Here is a 14,494-nt window from a genome sequence, read left to right on the forward strand (position 1 = left end):
CAATGAGTATTATTGGAGTAAGAATTGATGGACGTTTAATTCACGGACAGGTAGCCAATTTATGGACAACCAAGTTGAATATTTCTCGAATTATGGTTGTGGATGATGAAGTGGCTCAAAATGATATTGAAAAAAGCGGGTTGAAATTAGCTACCCCAGCAGGGGTGAAACTAAGTATTTTGCCAATTGAAAAAGCAGCGCAAAATATTTTAGCAGGAAAATACGATTCACAGCGTTTACTGATTATTGCACGAAAGCCTGATCGATTATTAAAATTAGTAGAATTGGGCGTTCCAATAAAAGAGATTAATGTTGGAAATATGTCTCAAACGTCTGAGACTCGATCAATTACGAAATCAATTAATGTTGTCGATCAAGATGTAGAAACGTTCAACCAATTAAATGCAAAAGGTGTCCATTTAATTGCGCAAATGGTTCCAAGTGACAAAGCAGATGACTTTATGTCTCTGTTAAATAAATAAAAATATATGTAGGAGGAGAAAAGATGACGGGTCATTTAGTCTTAATTAGTCATGGACGATTTTGTGAAGAGTTAAAGAAAAGTGTCGATATGATCATGGGAACACAAAAAAATATTTATACTGTAGGGTTATTACCTGAAGAGTCAGCAAAAGATTTTCGAGTAAATTTCGAAAAAACAATTAATGGTTTGAAAAAAGTTACAGTTCTGGCTGATCTAATGGGAGGCACTCCTTGCAATGTTGTTTCTAAATTAATTTTAGAAGGAAAAGAAATAGAACTATATGCAGGAATGAATATGCCAATGGTTATAGGCTTTGTTAATAATCAATTTTTAGGAGAAGATAGTTCTTTGGTAAATAAAGGAAGAGAAAATATTATACATGTAAATGAATATTTGGAAGCAAATCCAATAGATTTAGAAGATGAATGAATGTGGAGGAATTTATGAATATAAAAAAAATCCAAATATATTTTATTGCAACTTGCTGTTTGATCAGTTTATCTATGTTAACAAAAGTTGCTCATGCTGAAAGTAAATCCATTGGTAATTGTTACTATGTTAGTTCACAAAGAGGGAGTGACACTAATTCAGGATTATCTAAATCTGAGCCTTTTAAGAGTTTAAACAAAATAAATGAACTTAAATTAAATCCAGGGGATAAAGTTTTATTAGAAAATGGATCGGTTTTTGATGATCAGTATTTACAAATAAAAAATTCAGGGAATATAAAGGCGTGTATTGAAATCAGTAATTATGGTGATAGAGGGAGCCTTCCGATTATCAATACTAATGGAAAAGGAGTCTGGTATCAAGATTATGGAAAACCTTTACCAAACTCATGGCATAAATATAAAGGTAATGTGTCTAGCTCTATCTTATTAAAAGATGTTGAGTATATAAAGATTAAAAATATAGAGATAACAAATGATCGTGAAAAAAGTCAATCAGACCATTTAGCTTTTAATGATTTAAAAGTAATGGATAGAACCGGGGTTGCGAGTGTTGCTAAAAATAAAGGAACCCTTGAGAATATTGTGTTAGAAAATTTATATATTCATGATATAGATGGGAATATATACAATAAGCATATGGCTAATGGTGGAATATATTTCATTTCTGAACTTCCAGATAATGAAGAAAAAACAGGCATTCCAAAGTATGACAATATTATCATTAAAGGTAATAGAATTAAAAATGTTAGCCGAACAGGACTTGTAGTTGCATATTCTGCCTATTTTGATTTATTTCAAAACTCTGCAGAAATAGACCAGGAGCTAATAGAAAAATATGGAAATACAAATGTTTTAATTGAAAACAATTATATCGAAGATGCAGGCGGAGACGGTATTGTAACGATGTATTGTAGTTCTCCAATTATTCAAAGAAATGTTTCTGATGGAGCAGGAAGGCAAATGAATACAACAGATTATCCAATTGCCACACAACGTGTTGCAGCAGCTATGTGGCCGTGGAAGTGTAAAAATGCATTATTCCAATATAATGAAGCATATTGTACAAAAAATGCAGATCAAGGAAATGGTGATGGTCAAGCATGGGATGCAGATTCGGCTGATGGAACTATTTATCAATATAATTATAGTAGTGGAAATTCTGGTGGAACAGTTATGTTTTGTTTAGAAAACGCAGTAAATAGTACATTCAGATTTAATATTAGTCAAAATGATAAAAAAGGCATTTTGAATTTGCCTAATAATCCTGATGCCCATATCTATAATAACATTTTTTATATAGATAAAGGGGTAACGTTTGTAAGAAAGGATATGAATACTGGGTCAGCTCTGATTGAGAATAATATTATATACAATGCTGGAAAACAACCAGTAAATGAAGAGTGGAATCCGAATAATCACATTATCTACAGCAATAATTTATATTGTAACTATAGTAATTTGCCAAGATCAGATAATACTGCTTTGTTAGTAAATAGCCAAGAGTCGAATATATTTGTTTCTCCTGGAAATGGTCCCGTAAAACCTAATTTTAACTATTTGACATATGATCGATTCAGTCAGAATACAGTGTTTGATGGCTATAAATTGGAACAATCATCTCCTGCTATTCATAGCGGGAAGAAGGTTATCGATAAAAATGGCTATAATTTAGGAACTGATTTTTTTGGTATTAAGTTAGATGACATACTAGATATTGGGGCAGTGAAAAGTTCAAAATAATATAAAGGAGGTAGTTTGATCATGAATGATATTTCTTTTTTTCAGATTTTTTCTTTAATATGTTTAGCTATACTAGGAGGTATAGATCCTTATCTGTCAGGATTACAATTAAGTAAACCAGCAATTTCTGGTTTTCTAGCAGGAATTATAATGGGAGATATTAAGACAGGCTTATTAGTAGGAGCAACATTACAACTGATGGTCTTAGGTGTAGGAACATTTGGTGGCTCATCAATTCCTGATTTTGGCACAGGGGCAATCATTGGTACAGCATTAGGTGTTGTTAGTGGAAAAGGAATTGAATTTGCAATAGGTATTTCTGTTCCTGTAGGCTTATTATTAGTTCAATTAGATATTTTAGCTCGTTTTTGTGGGGTTTATTTTTTACATCGTGTGGATAAACATATAGAAGAAGAAAATTTTCATAAGATTAGTTTAGAAGCATGGTTAAGTTTAGTTCCTATTGCGTTATCTCGTGCAATACCAGTAGGCTTATGTTTAATTTTTGGTAATGAAGTAGTAAATACTGTATTAAATTATGCACCGGATTGGTTAATGGGAGGATTAAAATTGGCAGGAGCTATATTACCAGTTGTTGGGATTGCCATTTTACTACATTATTTGCCAATTAGGAATTTTTTCGGTTTTTTAATTATTGGGTATATTTTAGCCGCTTATTTAAATATTCCAATGATGGGTATTTCTTTTGCAGGATTGGCAGCTGCTATTATTCACTATAAAAAATTACAAGATAAACGTTTATTAGAATCAAAACTAGATACTATCAATCATATAGAAGTAGTTAACGGAGAGGTTGATGATGATGAAATCTAATGTTAGCAAGTTAAGTAGCAAAGATCTGAGAAAAGTTAGTTTAAGATATATGTTTGGAGCTCAACTAGGTTGGAACTACGAACGAATGATGAATGTGGCGTATGTTCGAGCTGTATATCCAGCTTTGAAAAAGTTATACAAAGATGAAAAAGAATTAAAAAGTGTGTTGCAATCAGAAATGCAATTCTATAATACCAGTCCTTTTTTAAGTGCATTTATTATTGGAATTGATTTAGCATTGCAAGCAGAAGATGGAAGCAAATCGAAAGATGCTGTTGCAGCAATTAAAACGAGTATGATGGGACCTTTTGCAGCTGTAGGCGATTCTTTATTTGGGGCAGTGATTCCAACAATTTTTGGATCATTAGCAGCTTATATGGGATTAGAAGGAAACCCTTTAGGTGTTCTTCTTTGGTTATTAGTATCTATTGTTATACTATTTCTAAGATATTTTGAGTTACCAATTGCTTTTCGAGAAGGTAAAAAATTGGTATCTAGTGTAGGTGGAGTGTTAAAAGATTTAACTGAATCAGCAACTTTACTTGGCGTAGTAGTAATAGGAGGATTAGTTCCTAGTGTTGTAAAGGTTGGGGTTCCATTTAAATTAGTTATTGGTGATAAGAAACTATCTTTTCAAAAAGAAATGTTAGACTCTATTATGCCAGCTATAGTACCTGTTGTTTTAGTTTTATTGGCTTACTGGTTGTTAAGTAAAAAAAGTCTCAATTCAACAAAGGTTATTTGGATATTTTTAGTTTTATCAATACTAATGTATTCATTAAATATTTTAGCGGTTTTATAAATAGAATAGATATGAATAACTATGGGAGTAAGTTACTTCCATAGTTTGAAGATTGGAGTTTTTTCAGTATGAAAGCTAATCAACCAAATGTTGTTTTAATTGTAGTGGATCAGATGAGAGCAGATGCACTATCTTTTAATAGTCAAGATAAGTTTATCAGTACACCTACATTAGATATGATGGCTAGCCAGGGATATAACTTTGAAAATTGTTATTCTCCTGTTCCAAGTTGTGTTCCAGCAAGAGCTGCATTATTAACAGGATTAGACCAAAAAAATTCAGGTAGGGTTGGTTATGAAGATGAGATTCCTTGGAATTATGAAAGAACGCTTCCGAGTACTTTTAAAAACTTTGGCTATCAAACAGAGTGTATAGGAAAAATGCATGTATATCCTTCAAGAAAACGTTTGGGATTTGATCACGTATTATTGCACGACGGCTATCTTCATGTTGATCGAAAATATGATAAACGATATGGTGAACAGTTTGAATACTCTAGTGATTATTTGATGTATCTCAAAGAAGGATTAGGAGCAGATTTGATTGATGATGGTTTAAATTGTAATTCTTGGGAAGCTCGACCTTGGATGTATCCTGAAAAATTTCACCCAACAAATTGGGTAGTTTCAGAAGGAATAAACTTTTTAAGGAGGAAAGATCCTACAGTACCATTTTTCTTAAAATTATCATTTGAGAAACCTCACGCGCCATTGAATCCACCTAAATATTATTTTGACATGTATATGGATAGATTACCAGACGCCCTAGACTTGCATATTGGTAATTGGGAGAAATTAGAACATGTTGTTCCAGATGTTTGTGCCTTAAGAGGGAAATTAAAAGAGGATGATCAAAGAAGAATGGTTGCTGGATATTATGGCCTCATTTCTCATATAGATCATCAGATCAATCGCTTTTTAATGGCTTTAAAAGAATTTAGACATGATAAAGATACAATCATTTGGTTCATTTCAGATCATGGAGATCAATTAGGAGAACATTACTTATTCAGAAAAGGGTATCCTTACCAAGGGAGTATTCGTATTCCATCGTTTATTTACGATCCTGGTGAGCTGATCTCAGCAAAAAAACATGGAATTAAAGAACTTGTAAAAATACAGGATATATTTCCTTCACTAGTTGATTTAGTAATAGGACAATATATAAATACAGATGGAAAAAGTGTTAAACAGTTGCTCTTTGGAAACTCTGAAGGATGGCGAAAAGAAATTCATGGAGAACATAGTTTAGGCATAGATTCTAGTCAATATATATTGACGGATCAATGGAAATTTATATGGTTTCCTGTAAAGAATACGTATCAATTATTTGATATGATAAACGATCCAAATGAGATGAAAAATTTATATAATAATGATGAATATAAATCTATTGTTTGTGAAATGAAATATAAATTAGTAGAATATTTAAAAGATAGAGAAGAAGGATTTGTTAAAGATGGGCAATTAATTCAAGTAGCGTTATCCAAAATTGTTTCAACTTTAAAAAGTAAAAAATAAATTAAAAGTGAAGATGCGATAAAGAATCAACATAGGGTATACTGAGTCAAAATATATTCAGATACAAGCAAAACTTTGCATATTTATTTCAAAAAATCAAATATTCTTGGTTCTTTGTTAATAAGGACCGATGAGTGTGCAAAATTAAATCTGACTCAGTTTTATTATTTGTATCAAAACGGCTATCTATGCGAATATGTGGATGGAGAATGCTGGAAATATCGGTTGAAAACATCAAATCAAATTAACTTTTATATTCGTAAAATAATTATTCCGACAAAGGACGACAAAATCCTACTTTAGTTTTGGCGTAGAAAAAGCCAAAGAGTTCAAAGAATTAGCAGAAAAGAAATTAAACAGTTTTTTTGATCAAGTAATCATAAAAGAGGCAGAAAAACAAGGGGATGCTAAACAGTTTGTTTATATGCTGGTTTCGAATATCTTTTATCAGAAGCAGAAGTAAAGGTCTCATAAGAGACCTCTGTAATCATTAAATTTTTTCTATATATTTTCAGCTTTTTTGATAGAATGATTTCAATAAAAAATATAAGTGATGTAGGAGGAGTAAAAAATGAGAAGAAACAAAGGAACGAAAGTACTGGTTATTGCAATACTTTTAGCATTATGTTTAGTAAATAATATAAGGGTATTTGCTAAGGAAAATGCAACTAATATAGAGATGGTTAAACACGATATTGTGATGAATGTCGGTGCGCCGAAAGAAGGAACGGATACAAGCTTTGCAAAAGTAAGTGGATTACCTGAAAATGTGGATGCAGTTTTAACCATCTGGAAAACTGATGATGCATCAAATAAGATGGTACTGATTTCTGACAATGGTGGGTTTGTAGATTATTCTACACTGGTAGAAACAGGTGGAAAGATAGCTCCTATCAAATTTGAAGGTGGGCATAGCTATAGTTATGATATCAAGTTTATGTACAGAGGTTCTAATCAGGATATTTTCAAGAAAAAGATTGAGAATGTAAAACTTAATTTAAATGGTCAAGAATATCCAATCATAGTCAATGAAAATCAACCGGCAACAGTAGCAGGTACATTTAGTTTTGATGTGAAAGAGACTACCCCTGTTAAACACGATATTGTGATGAATGTCGGTGCGCCGAAAGAAGGAACGGATACAAGCTTTGCAAAAGTAAGTGGATTACCTGAAAATGTGGATGCAGTTTTAACCATCTGGAAAACTGATGATGCATCAAATAAGATGGTACTGATTTCTGACAATGGTGGGTTTGTAGATTATTCTACACTGGTAGAAACAGGTGGAAAGATAGCTCCTATCAAATTTGAAGGTGGGCATAGCTATAGTTATGATATCAAGTTTATGTACAGAGGTTCTAATCAGGATATTTTCAAGAAAAAGATTGAGAATGTAAAACTTAATTTAAATGGTCAAGAATATCCAATCATAGTCAATGAAAATCAACCGGCAACAGTAGCAGGTACATTTAGTTTTGATGTGAAAGAGACTACCCCTGTTAAACACGATATTGTGATGAATGTCGGTGCGCCGAAAGAAGGAACGGATACAAGCTTTGCAAAAGTAAGTGGATTACCTGAAAATGTGGATGCAGTTTTAACCATCTGGAAAACTGATGATGCATCAAATAAGATGGTACTGATTTCTGACAATGGTGGGTTTGTAGATTATTCTACACTGGTAGAAACAGGTGGAAAGATAGCTCCTATCAAATTTGAAGGTGGGCATAGCTATAGTTATGATATCAAGTTTATGTACAGAGGTTCTAATCAGGATATTTTCAAGAAAAAGATTGAGAATGTAAAACTTAATTTAAATGGTCAAGAATATCCAATCATAGTCAATGAAAATCAACCGGCAACAGTAGCAGGTACATTTAGTTTTGATGTGAAAGAGACTACTCCTGTTAAACACGATAAAGATATGGCAAAATCAGATATCGAAAAGGCGGCAGATGAAAAAACAAAAAAAATTCAATCATATAATTCAACCGTTGAAGAGAAACAGGTAGATGAAGTAAAAAGTAGTTCTGGCAATACTTTAGCGTCAGATATGAAAGCTAAACAAGAAATTACACATAAGAATCAGGAAAAACTACCGAAAACAGGTGATAATTCTGGTATGTCAATTTATGCAGGAATATTAGCATTGTTCGGGGCATTGCTGCTATTTATAATTGATAAGAAAATAAAAATTTCAAATCTGTAGAAATAATAATGGCAGAAACTTTAGATCCCAAATTAATAATAGTTTGGATCTTTGTTAATAAGGACTGATGAGTTGCATAAAATTAAATCTGGGTCAGAATGAATCACATTCTGGCTCAGATTTTTTGTTATCTTACTTTGATTAATTGATTAAAAAGATTCTGATTATCATGTTCTCAAATGATTTAAATCCGTAGGATACTCGTTTCATTGTCTTTATGAAATTGATCAATCACTATTTTCGCATTTGGTGAGATGGAAGTAGTCGGCGTTCATGTCTGTTAACAAGAATTCTACTCAAAGCGGTTTAGGCGAAAGGAGAATCGAAAAATTGGCCAAAAAGAATTCAGGAAACAGTATGAGGAAGAAAAAACTTTTAAAGTAATGCGATGGGATTAGGAATGCTAACGTGAAATTTATATGTCTAAGTTGTGGTGAAAAAGAATAAATCCCAATGGATGTAGTAAAATTGTTAGATGATACAGATATTGCAAATGATCCGAACAATCCTCCCCAATTTACCTGTGAAAAATGTGGGAAGGAGATCTATCCGTAATTCCCTTGAAATAAGGTTAGTCATACAAAAAGTCCGCCAGAGAATTAACTCTCCTGTGGTTTTCTTATTATTCTTCATTATTTCAACTTCTAAAAATCCTATTTGTTTATTTTAGACTTCATCTGAATAACAGATAAATCATCATAAGAAACCTCTTAAATAAATTCTCCTGTCCGTATTTTTACGCCATTTTCAGAAATATCTTCAATATAACTAAACATATATGTATGTTCTCCATAATAATTTCTTTTATTAACATAAGCGGTGCATTTCCCATATTCCATACGATTATGTGGTATATAGTATTCTTTCCTTTTAACAATAATGACTAAACTGTTTCGTACATTGAAATATCCATATTATTTTTTTCAAATCATACCATTCCATATTCCGACAATTTTAGCATTTCTAATGATATTATACCTGAAACTATTCATAGATATGCCGCACACTTTCCCAAGATATTTGCTAAGATCAAATCAATCAAATTTAATAGATGTCATTGTATTACTCGCTTCTTCAACAGCTTTATACATAGGGAGTTAGTATTCGTCTCTGACTAATTGATCCAGCGTAATATATAGAAATCAGCAATCCTGGTTAACATCCCAACATCCGGTACTACATTTCCTGTTTCCCATTTTGAAATTGTCTGACAGCTGACACCAATTTTCTCTGCGAACTTCTCCTGTGAAAGACTATTCATTTTGTAAATGGTCAAGTTAAAATGTAGAAAAATGGCCAAATAAAAATGTAGGTTTATGCGTCATTTGGTACGCTTTCCTTGTGTTATTTTATTCAAGGAGGAAAGCGTATTGAGAAAAGATATTTATGAAGGAGTGTTACCTTTCATTATGACTCATACAAAACCTAATTATGCTGCTCTAGCTAAACAATACAATTGTGATTATCGTACAGTAAAACGTTATTATGAAGCTGGAATAAGCAATAAATTGCCTTTACTTGCTCAAAAAAATAAAAACAAAAAAACTTTGGTTAGTGATTTTGAAGATATTATCGCTGACAAATTAGCTTTAGGTTGTTTTGCTTCTGTCATTTATCATTTTATTTCTAAACATGGCTATCGTGGAAGTTCACGAACACTAAGAAGATATTGCCGAAATATCCGAGCAGATAAAATGCAAAAAGCAACGATTCGTGTGGAAACAACCCCTGGTTTATCTGCTCAAGTTGATTGGAAAGAAGATTTAAAATTAGTCAATAAATTCGGCGAAATTATTTCTTGTAATATCTTTCTTTATGTTTTAGGATATTCCAGAATTAAGTACTTAGAACTAACTTTTGATCGTTCTCAAACTACTCTATTTCGTTGCTTAACTAATGCCTTTCAATACGCCGGAGGTGTTCCTACGGAAATATGGTTTGATAATATGAAAACTGTTGTTGACCGTAGTCGAAGTCAATTTTCTAAAGTTGTTTTTAACGAGCGATTTCGACAATATGCGAAAGAAGCGGGATTTCTTCCAATTGCTTGTCGTGCTTTTCGACCTCAAACAAAAGGAAAAGTTGAAGCTCTTGCACGATCAATCGAACGAGTTCGTGTATTTAATTATGAATTTGAATCCACTCATGAATTAGAGAAAATTATTCAAACAATCATGGATTCATTAAATACTGAAGAAATTTCTCAAGCGATTCATGAATGTCCTAGTGACCATTGGTCATACGAAAAAGAACAACTGTCTTCTTTTGATGCGAATCAACTTAAAATCTATTCTTCTGTTGAAAAACAAATTAAACGAAAAGTATCTAACGAAGCGATGGTTCAATGGAATCAAAATAAATATTCTGTGCCAGTAAATTACATCGGTAAAATTCTTACACTTCGTGTAAAAGAAGATAGACTTTATATTTACGATGACTCCACTCTTATTCGCACACATACAATTACTCATCAATTGCTTAATTATCATCGAAACGATTATATAGAGATTCTGCGTTCTGATGTGTTTAAACATTTAGAAGACGAAGAATTAGAACGGTTTGTTGATGAAAATTTACAAGCGTATGACGAATTATAGAGGTGAATCATTATGTCTAATTATTATCATTTACTAAACAAATTAGAAGATTTGAATTTAAAACATACGAGAGAAATTTTACCAGAATATCTCGATACAATTGTTCAAGAAAATCTTAGTTTTGTAGAAGCTTTAAATCATTTAATGACAGAAGAAATAAACTAACGAAATGAACGACAAAAAGAAAATCGTTTAAGAAAGGCGAATTTACCGTTTAAAAAAACAATCAATGATTTTGATTTTGTATTTCAACCAAAGATTAACCGAACAGAAATTTTAGATTTGTGCACCTTACGCTTTATGGATACAAACAATAATATATTGTTTATTGGAAATAGCGGAGTGGGAAAACTCACTTAGCTATTGCCATTACACTAGAAGTTATAACCAAAGGTTATTCTTGCCATTTTGCTTTAAGCAATGAATTAGTCAATCGATTAAATCGTGCAAATCAACGTGGAAATTTAGATCGATTGTTAAAAAAATATGCTTCTTACGACTTACTAATTATTGATGAAATTGGTTATTTGCCTTTTACCCCTGACGAGGCAAAGTTGTTCTTTCAATTAATTAATCTACGCTATGAAAAAAATCAACCATAATTACAACGAATATTCCTTTGTCTCAATGGGCTGAAACTTTTCAAGATAAAAAATTAACAAATGCACTAATCGATCGATTAGTGCACCACGCTAAGATTATTCAAATTACTGGAAAGTCTTATCGAATTAAAGATTATAAAGAAAAAAAGTTGTCGTATAAGTAACCTTGTTATTTATGGGCCAAAAACCTACATTTTTGAATGGCCATTGACACCCAGTAGAGCATGGAAATGACATATCTATTCGAGATAAGTTAGTGTCTTTAGCCGAAACAGAAAGTGTCTTTTATTCAGGCGCAGCGAAAGCTCTTTTGCAAGTAACAATTCAATTGTTAGACGAGTTTAAAGGAGCCAAGGTTACTTTATCTGGAGACACTCGTACGACAGAAACCGTTGAACGAAGTCTACCATTTGTTCAACGGTTTTTACTTCCGAGAAATGTTTTACACTTATTTGCGGATGCGATTTTACCAAACAATCCCAAACTATTTGAAATTGAAGTAGAAAAGAAAATACAACAACCAAAGAAAAAATCAGTGAAAGAAGGAAGCGAGATACTGCCTGATTCAGACCTTGATAAAGAAGAAAAAGAGGAAGATTCACAAATTAAGAACAGTAAATTTAGAAACATTTCCCAACTAGGAATAGCGCAAAAAGAAACGGAAACGGTTGTCCTTAATCCAGAAACATTCGATTATTTATTCGTTATGAACATAAAGATTCACCGTTTTATTTGTATGCCACATCAGAAGCATTAAAGACAAACATTAACATGTTATTAGACAGTGAGTTAGGAAAATTATTTGATACTAAAAACGCAAAAAATGTTCTCGATGTGCAAGAAATTGTCAATCAACGCAAGTTAGTTTACGTATCGTTCAATGGGTTGATTTACAAAGAATATATCCGCACTTTAGCGCAAATGTTAGTCGGAGACGTAAATTATTTTGCTTCTGAAATGTATCGAAAAAATGTTAAACGTGAAGTCCTTGTGATTTTTGATGAACCTGCTTCTTATCTAAATGAAACGTTTATTGATATGGTAAATAAAGGAAGAGGTGCAGGTGTTTACGGTATTTTCACTCCTTAAATGATGGCAGATATTGCAAAATTAGGCGATAAATTAATGGAACAACTTGTCGGAAATGTGAATACTTTTTTCATTGGAAAGACCAACGAAAAAGGTGAAGCCGAGTATTGGAGTGAAACAATGGGAACGTACCAAGACATTGATGTAACTTCAGTTACGGAACAAGAAGATGGTTATTCAGATGTTGGAAAATCTGATTGGTCAGGAGATAGATGAACCAAACGTAATGTAGATCGCTTCAAAATCAGTCCAAACAAGATAAAAGAATTGCGTACAGTGGAGTTTATTATTTATCGTACAGCAGAAAATGTAAACCTCCCACCACAAAAAGTTTATGTGCGAAACGCACTCGAATGGTTACAAAAAAGTAATTCAAAATAGATTAATATAGTGTGTCAAATTTTGGAAACATCATGGAAATACTTAGGAAAACCACTGGAAAGTGTGTGGAATTATAAATTGTAGTGGCGTGTCCTCGGCGCTTGGTATAAAAGGCTTTCTCCGCCTGCAAAATTCCTGACCATTTTCGCTTAATGGGGGTTTTAACCCACGTTGAGCGAAAATGGTCAGGAATTTTGCAACTACGAAAAAAATACCAAGCGCCGAGGACAAACAGAATAGAGTAAAAAATAGAATGAGTAAGGTGATAGAAGTAATAAAAAATAAAGAAAAAAGTTCAAAAGATAAAGTTCAAAAGATTAACAACTACCCCTTGCGATAGACGCCCCTTCACCAAACCTTGAAGGGACTATCGCCCAAAACAACAACCTCCTAAATCCTCCACCAAAACTTGGAGGACTTAAAAGCTGAAAAAGAATTTCTACACGTTGTTCCGAAACTCTTTTTCAATGAAACAAATAGGCTTTGCCTATTTGTACATTTTATAGAAATACGGTGATACTTTGAAACCATTACTTTACAATTACTTTATTGATTATTCAAAAGAAGATAAGATACACTTGATTCTTTTATGTTTACTACATGAATTGAGAGTTGTATCGGTAAAACAACTTATTGACTTTTGTCAATTTGATAATATGGCAAAAAAAAAAGTAGTGTATACGGTAATCTAAAAAAACTGAAGGAAAAAAATCTAGTGGAATGTTCCCAAATTGGATCAACAAAATTTTATTACCTAACAAAAGAAGGGCATAATTACATTGGTGGGTACTACACCTTGCCAAAAGTTCCTGAATACAATTTACAACACCACTTACAAATTAATGATTATCTGATAAAAATGTTGGAACTTTGTAATAACCACCCGCACCTCAAAGCGGTAGTATCAGAGCGTCGCAAAGTATATGAAGTAAAGGACGAGAAGAAAATTCAAAAAGGCGTAAAATACTTTGTTCCTGACTTCATTTTTATGTTTTTGGATAGTATTGGACGAGAAGTAGAGTGGCAATTTGAAATAGAATTAACACTAAAGACAAAACGACGTTATAGTCAGGGTGTGTTTCCAAAATACATTAAACATTTAAAAAATTATGAAGATGCACGCTTAATTTATGTAACACCTAGTTCAATCATTAAAGAAGAACTTGATATGTTTAAAGAATATTTTATTGACAAAGAAGGGGACGAGTACAAAGAAGTGTTTGATCGATTGCATATTTTTTCAGCTGAAGAATTTGAACCAAACATGAAAAAACTAATAGAAGAAGATACGTTTATTAACTGATAGTCGTATCATTTATTCATATAAAAAATTGTTAGAAAAGAAGCGTTTCTTCTTTCAGAAGAACACCAATAAAGGAAAGGACACCTAACACCAGGTTGAAAACTTCGAGGCTTTTCATTCAGATTACCAGGAAGGCTTACAGTTTAAGAGTAAAGAGTTAATCAACTAATGAATTTATAAATGGAGGAAATTATATGCCTGATTTGGACTCCTACTTAGAAAAATTTGAAAAATATCAGAAGGAGCAAGAAGAATTAAATAAAATTTTTGATCCGGACGATAGGAGGTGCAGAGTTTGTGGATGTACTCAATTTAATGCATGTCCAGGGGGCTGTTATTGGATTGAAGAAGACTTATGTAGTCAATGTGTCGAATAATAATAAAATAGCCAGTCGTTTTCCGCCGACTGGCTAAAGAGATAGATTTGTAAAGAAGTGATTTGTGCTTCCTACAATCATTTTATAACATATAAAAAAATAAT

11 protein-coding genes and 2 pseudogenes are annotated in these 14,494 nt (G+C 32.3%); 12 read left to right on the plus strand and 1 reads right to left on the minus strand.

Annotated elements, in window-relative coordinates:
• Positions 1-2: 2 nt before the first annotated feature.
• The 7 genes from IGK70_RS03870 to IGK70_RS03900 all read left to right on the plus strand — a co-directional run bounded on the left by IGK70_RS03870 (position 3) and on the right by IGK70_RS03900 (position 8,041).
• Positions 3-482: a PTS system mannose/fructose/N-acetylgalactosamine-transporter subunit IIB gene (locus tag IGK70_RS03870; RefSeq protein ID WP_010712157.1), complete on the plus strand. Its 480-nt coding sequence runs from the start codon at positions 3-5 to the stop codon at positions 480-482.
• A gap of 23 nt (positions 483-505) precedes the next feature.
• Entirely contained in the window at positions 506-913 is a 408-nt protein-coding gene (locus tag IGK70_RS03875) for a PTS sugar transporter subunit IIA (protein ID WP_010712158.1), read from the plus strand.
• Positions 914-927: 14 nt separating this feature from the next.
• Positions 928-2,676: a hypothetical protein gene (locus IGK70_RS03880; RefSeq protein WP_010712159.1), complete on the plus strand. Its 1,749-nt coding sequence runs from the start codon at positions 928-930 to the stop codon at positions 2,674-2,676.
• Between the two features lie 21 nt (positions 2,677-2,697).
• Positions 2,698-3,510, plus strand: coding sequence for a PTS mannose/fructose/sorbose/N-acetylgalactosamine transporter subunit IIC (locus IGK70_RS03885; protein ID WP_010712160.1), 813 nt, complete (start codon positions 2,698-2,700; stop codon positions 3,508-3,510).
• The gene (locus IGK70_RS03890; RefSeq protein ID WP_025189332.1) at positions 3,494-4,312 is read left to right on the plus strand and encodes a PTS system mannose/fructose/sorbose family transporter subunit IID; all 819 of its coding nucleotides are present in this window, start codon (positions 3,494-3,496) and stop codon (positions 4,310-4,312) included. Before IGK70_RS03885 ends, IGK70_RS03890 begins: the two co-directional genes overlap by 17 nt.
• 68 nt (positions 4,313-4,380) lie before the next feature.
• Entirely contained in the window at positions 4,381-5,832 is a 1,452-nt protein-coding gene (locus IGK70_RS03895) for an arylsulfatase (RefSeq protein WP_010712162.1), read from the plus strand.
• 571 nt (positions 5,833-6,403) lie between these two features.
• Entirely contained in the window at positions 6,404-8,041 is a 1,638-nt protein-coding gene (locus tag IGK70_RS03900) for an LPXTG cell wall anchor domain-containing protein (protein WP_438775178.1), read from the plus strand.
• 1,114 nt (positions 8,042-9,155) lie between these two features.
• Here the strand turns inward: IGK70_RS03900 and IGK70_RS03905 are convergent.
• Positions 9,156-9,302, minus strand: coding sequence for a helix-turn-helix transcriptional regulator (locus IGK70_RS03905; RefSeq protein WP_104670851.1), 147 nt, complete (start codon positions 9,300-9,302; stop codon positions 9,156-9,158).
• 109 nt (positions 9,303-9,411) lie between these two features.
• Between IGK70_RS03905 and istA the strand changes: the two genes are divergently transcribed.
• The 5 genes and pseudogenes from istA (at position 9,412) to IGK70_RS03930 (ending at position 14,390) form a co-directional block, all read left to right on the plus strand.
• The gene (gene istA, locus IGK70_RS03910; protein ID WP_220421811.1) at positions 9,412-10,638 is read left to right on the plus strand and encodes an IS21 family transposase; all 1,227 of its coding nucleotides are present in this window, start codon (positions 9,412-9,414) and stop codon (positions 10,636-10,638) included.
• Between the two features lie 12 nt (positions 10,639-10,650).
• A pseudogene (gene istB, locus IGK70_RS03915) lies at positions 10,651-11,404 on the plus strand (IS21-like element helper ATPase IstB).
• Between the two features lie 47 nt (positions 11,405-11,451).
• Positions 11,452-12,710, plus strand: a pseudogene (locus tag IGK70_RS03920) (TraM recognition domain-containing protein); the annotation flags it as partial.
• Positions 12,711-13,425: 715 nt separating this feature from the next.
• Positions 13,426-14,013 (plus strand): replication-relaxation family protein, encoded by a 588-nt coding sequence (locus IGK70_RS03925; protein ID WP_010712169.1) that lies wholly within the window; start codon positions 13,426-13,428, stop codon positions 14,011-14,013.
• Between the two features lie 194 nt (positions 14,014-14,207).
• A complete protein-coding gene (locus IGK70_RS03930) occupies positions 14,208-14,390 on the plus strand; it encodes a hypothetical protein (protein WP_002358506.1) in 183 nt (60 codons plus the stop codon).
• The last annotated feature ends 104 nt before the right edge of the window (positions 14,391-14,494 follow it).

This window comes from Enterococcus sp. DIV0358, assembly GCF_051713465.1.
In the GTDB taxonomy this organism is placed as follows: Bacteria; Bacillota; Bacilli; order Lactobacillales; family Enterococcaceae; genus Enterococcus; species Enterococcus faecalis.

Coding starts and splice junctions, on each gene's coding strand:
- IGK70_RS03870 (WP_010712157.1), top strand. CDS start 3: ATGAGTATTATTGGAGTAAGAATTGATGGACGTTTAATTCACGGACAG.
- IGK70_RS03875 (WP_010712158.1), top strand. CDS start 506: ATGACGGGTCATTTAGTCTTAATTAGTCATGGACGATTTTGTGAAGAG.
- IGK70_RS03880 (WP_010712159.1), top strand. CDS start 928: ATGAATATAAAAAAAATCCAAATATATTTTATTGCAACTTGCTGTTTG.
- IGK70_RS03885 (WP_010712160.1), top strand. CDS start 2,698: ATGAATGATATTTCTTTTTTTCAGATTTTTTCTTTAATATGTTTAGCT.
- IGK70_RS03890 (WP_025189332.1), top strand. CDS start 3,494: ATGATGATGAAATCTAATGTTAGCAAGTTAAGTAGCAAAGATCTGAGA.
- IGK70_RS03895 (WP_010712162.1), top strand. CDS start 4,381: ATGAAAGCTAATCAACCAAATGTTGTTTTAATTGTAGTGGATCAGATG.
- IGK70_RS03900 (WP_438775178.1), top strand. CDS start 6,404: ATGAGAAGAAACAAAGGAACGAAAGTACTGGTTATTGCAATACTTTTA.
- IGK70_RS03905 (WP_104670851.1), bottom strand. CDS start 9,302: ATGAATAGTCTTTCACAGGAGAAGTTCGCAGAGAAAATTGGTGTCAGC.
- IGK70_RS03930 (WP_002358506.1), top strand. CDS start 14,208: ATGCCTGATTTGGACTCCTACTTAGAAAAATTTGAAAAATATCAGAAG.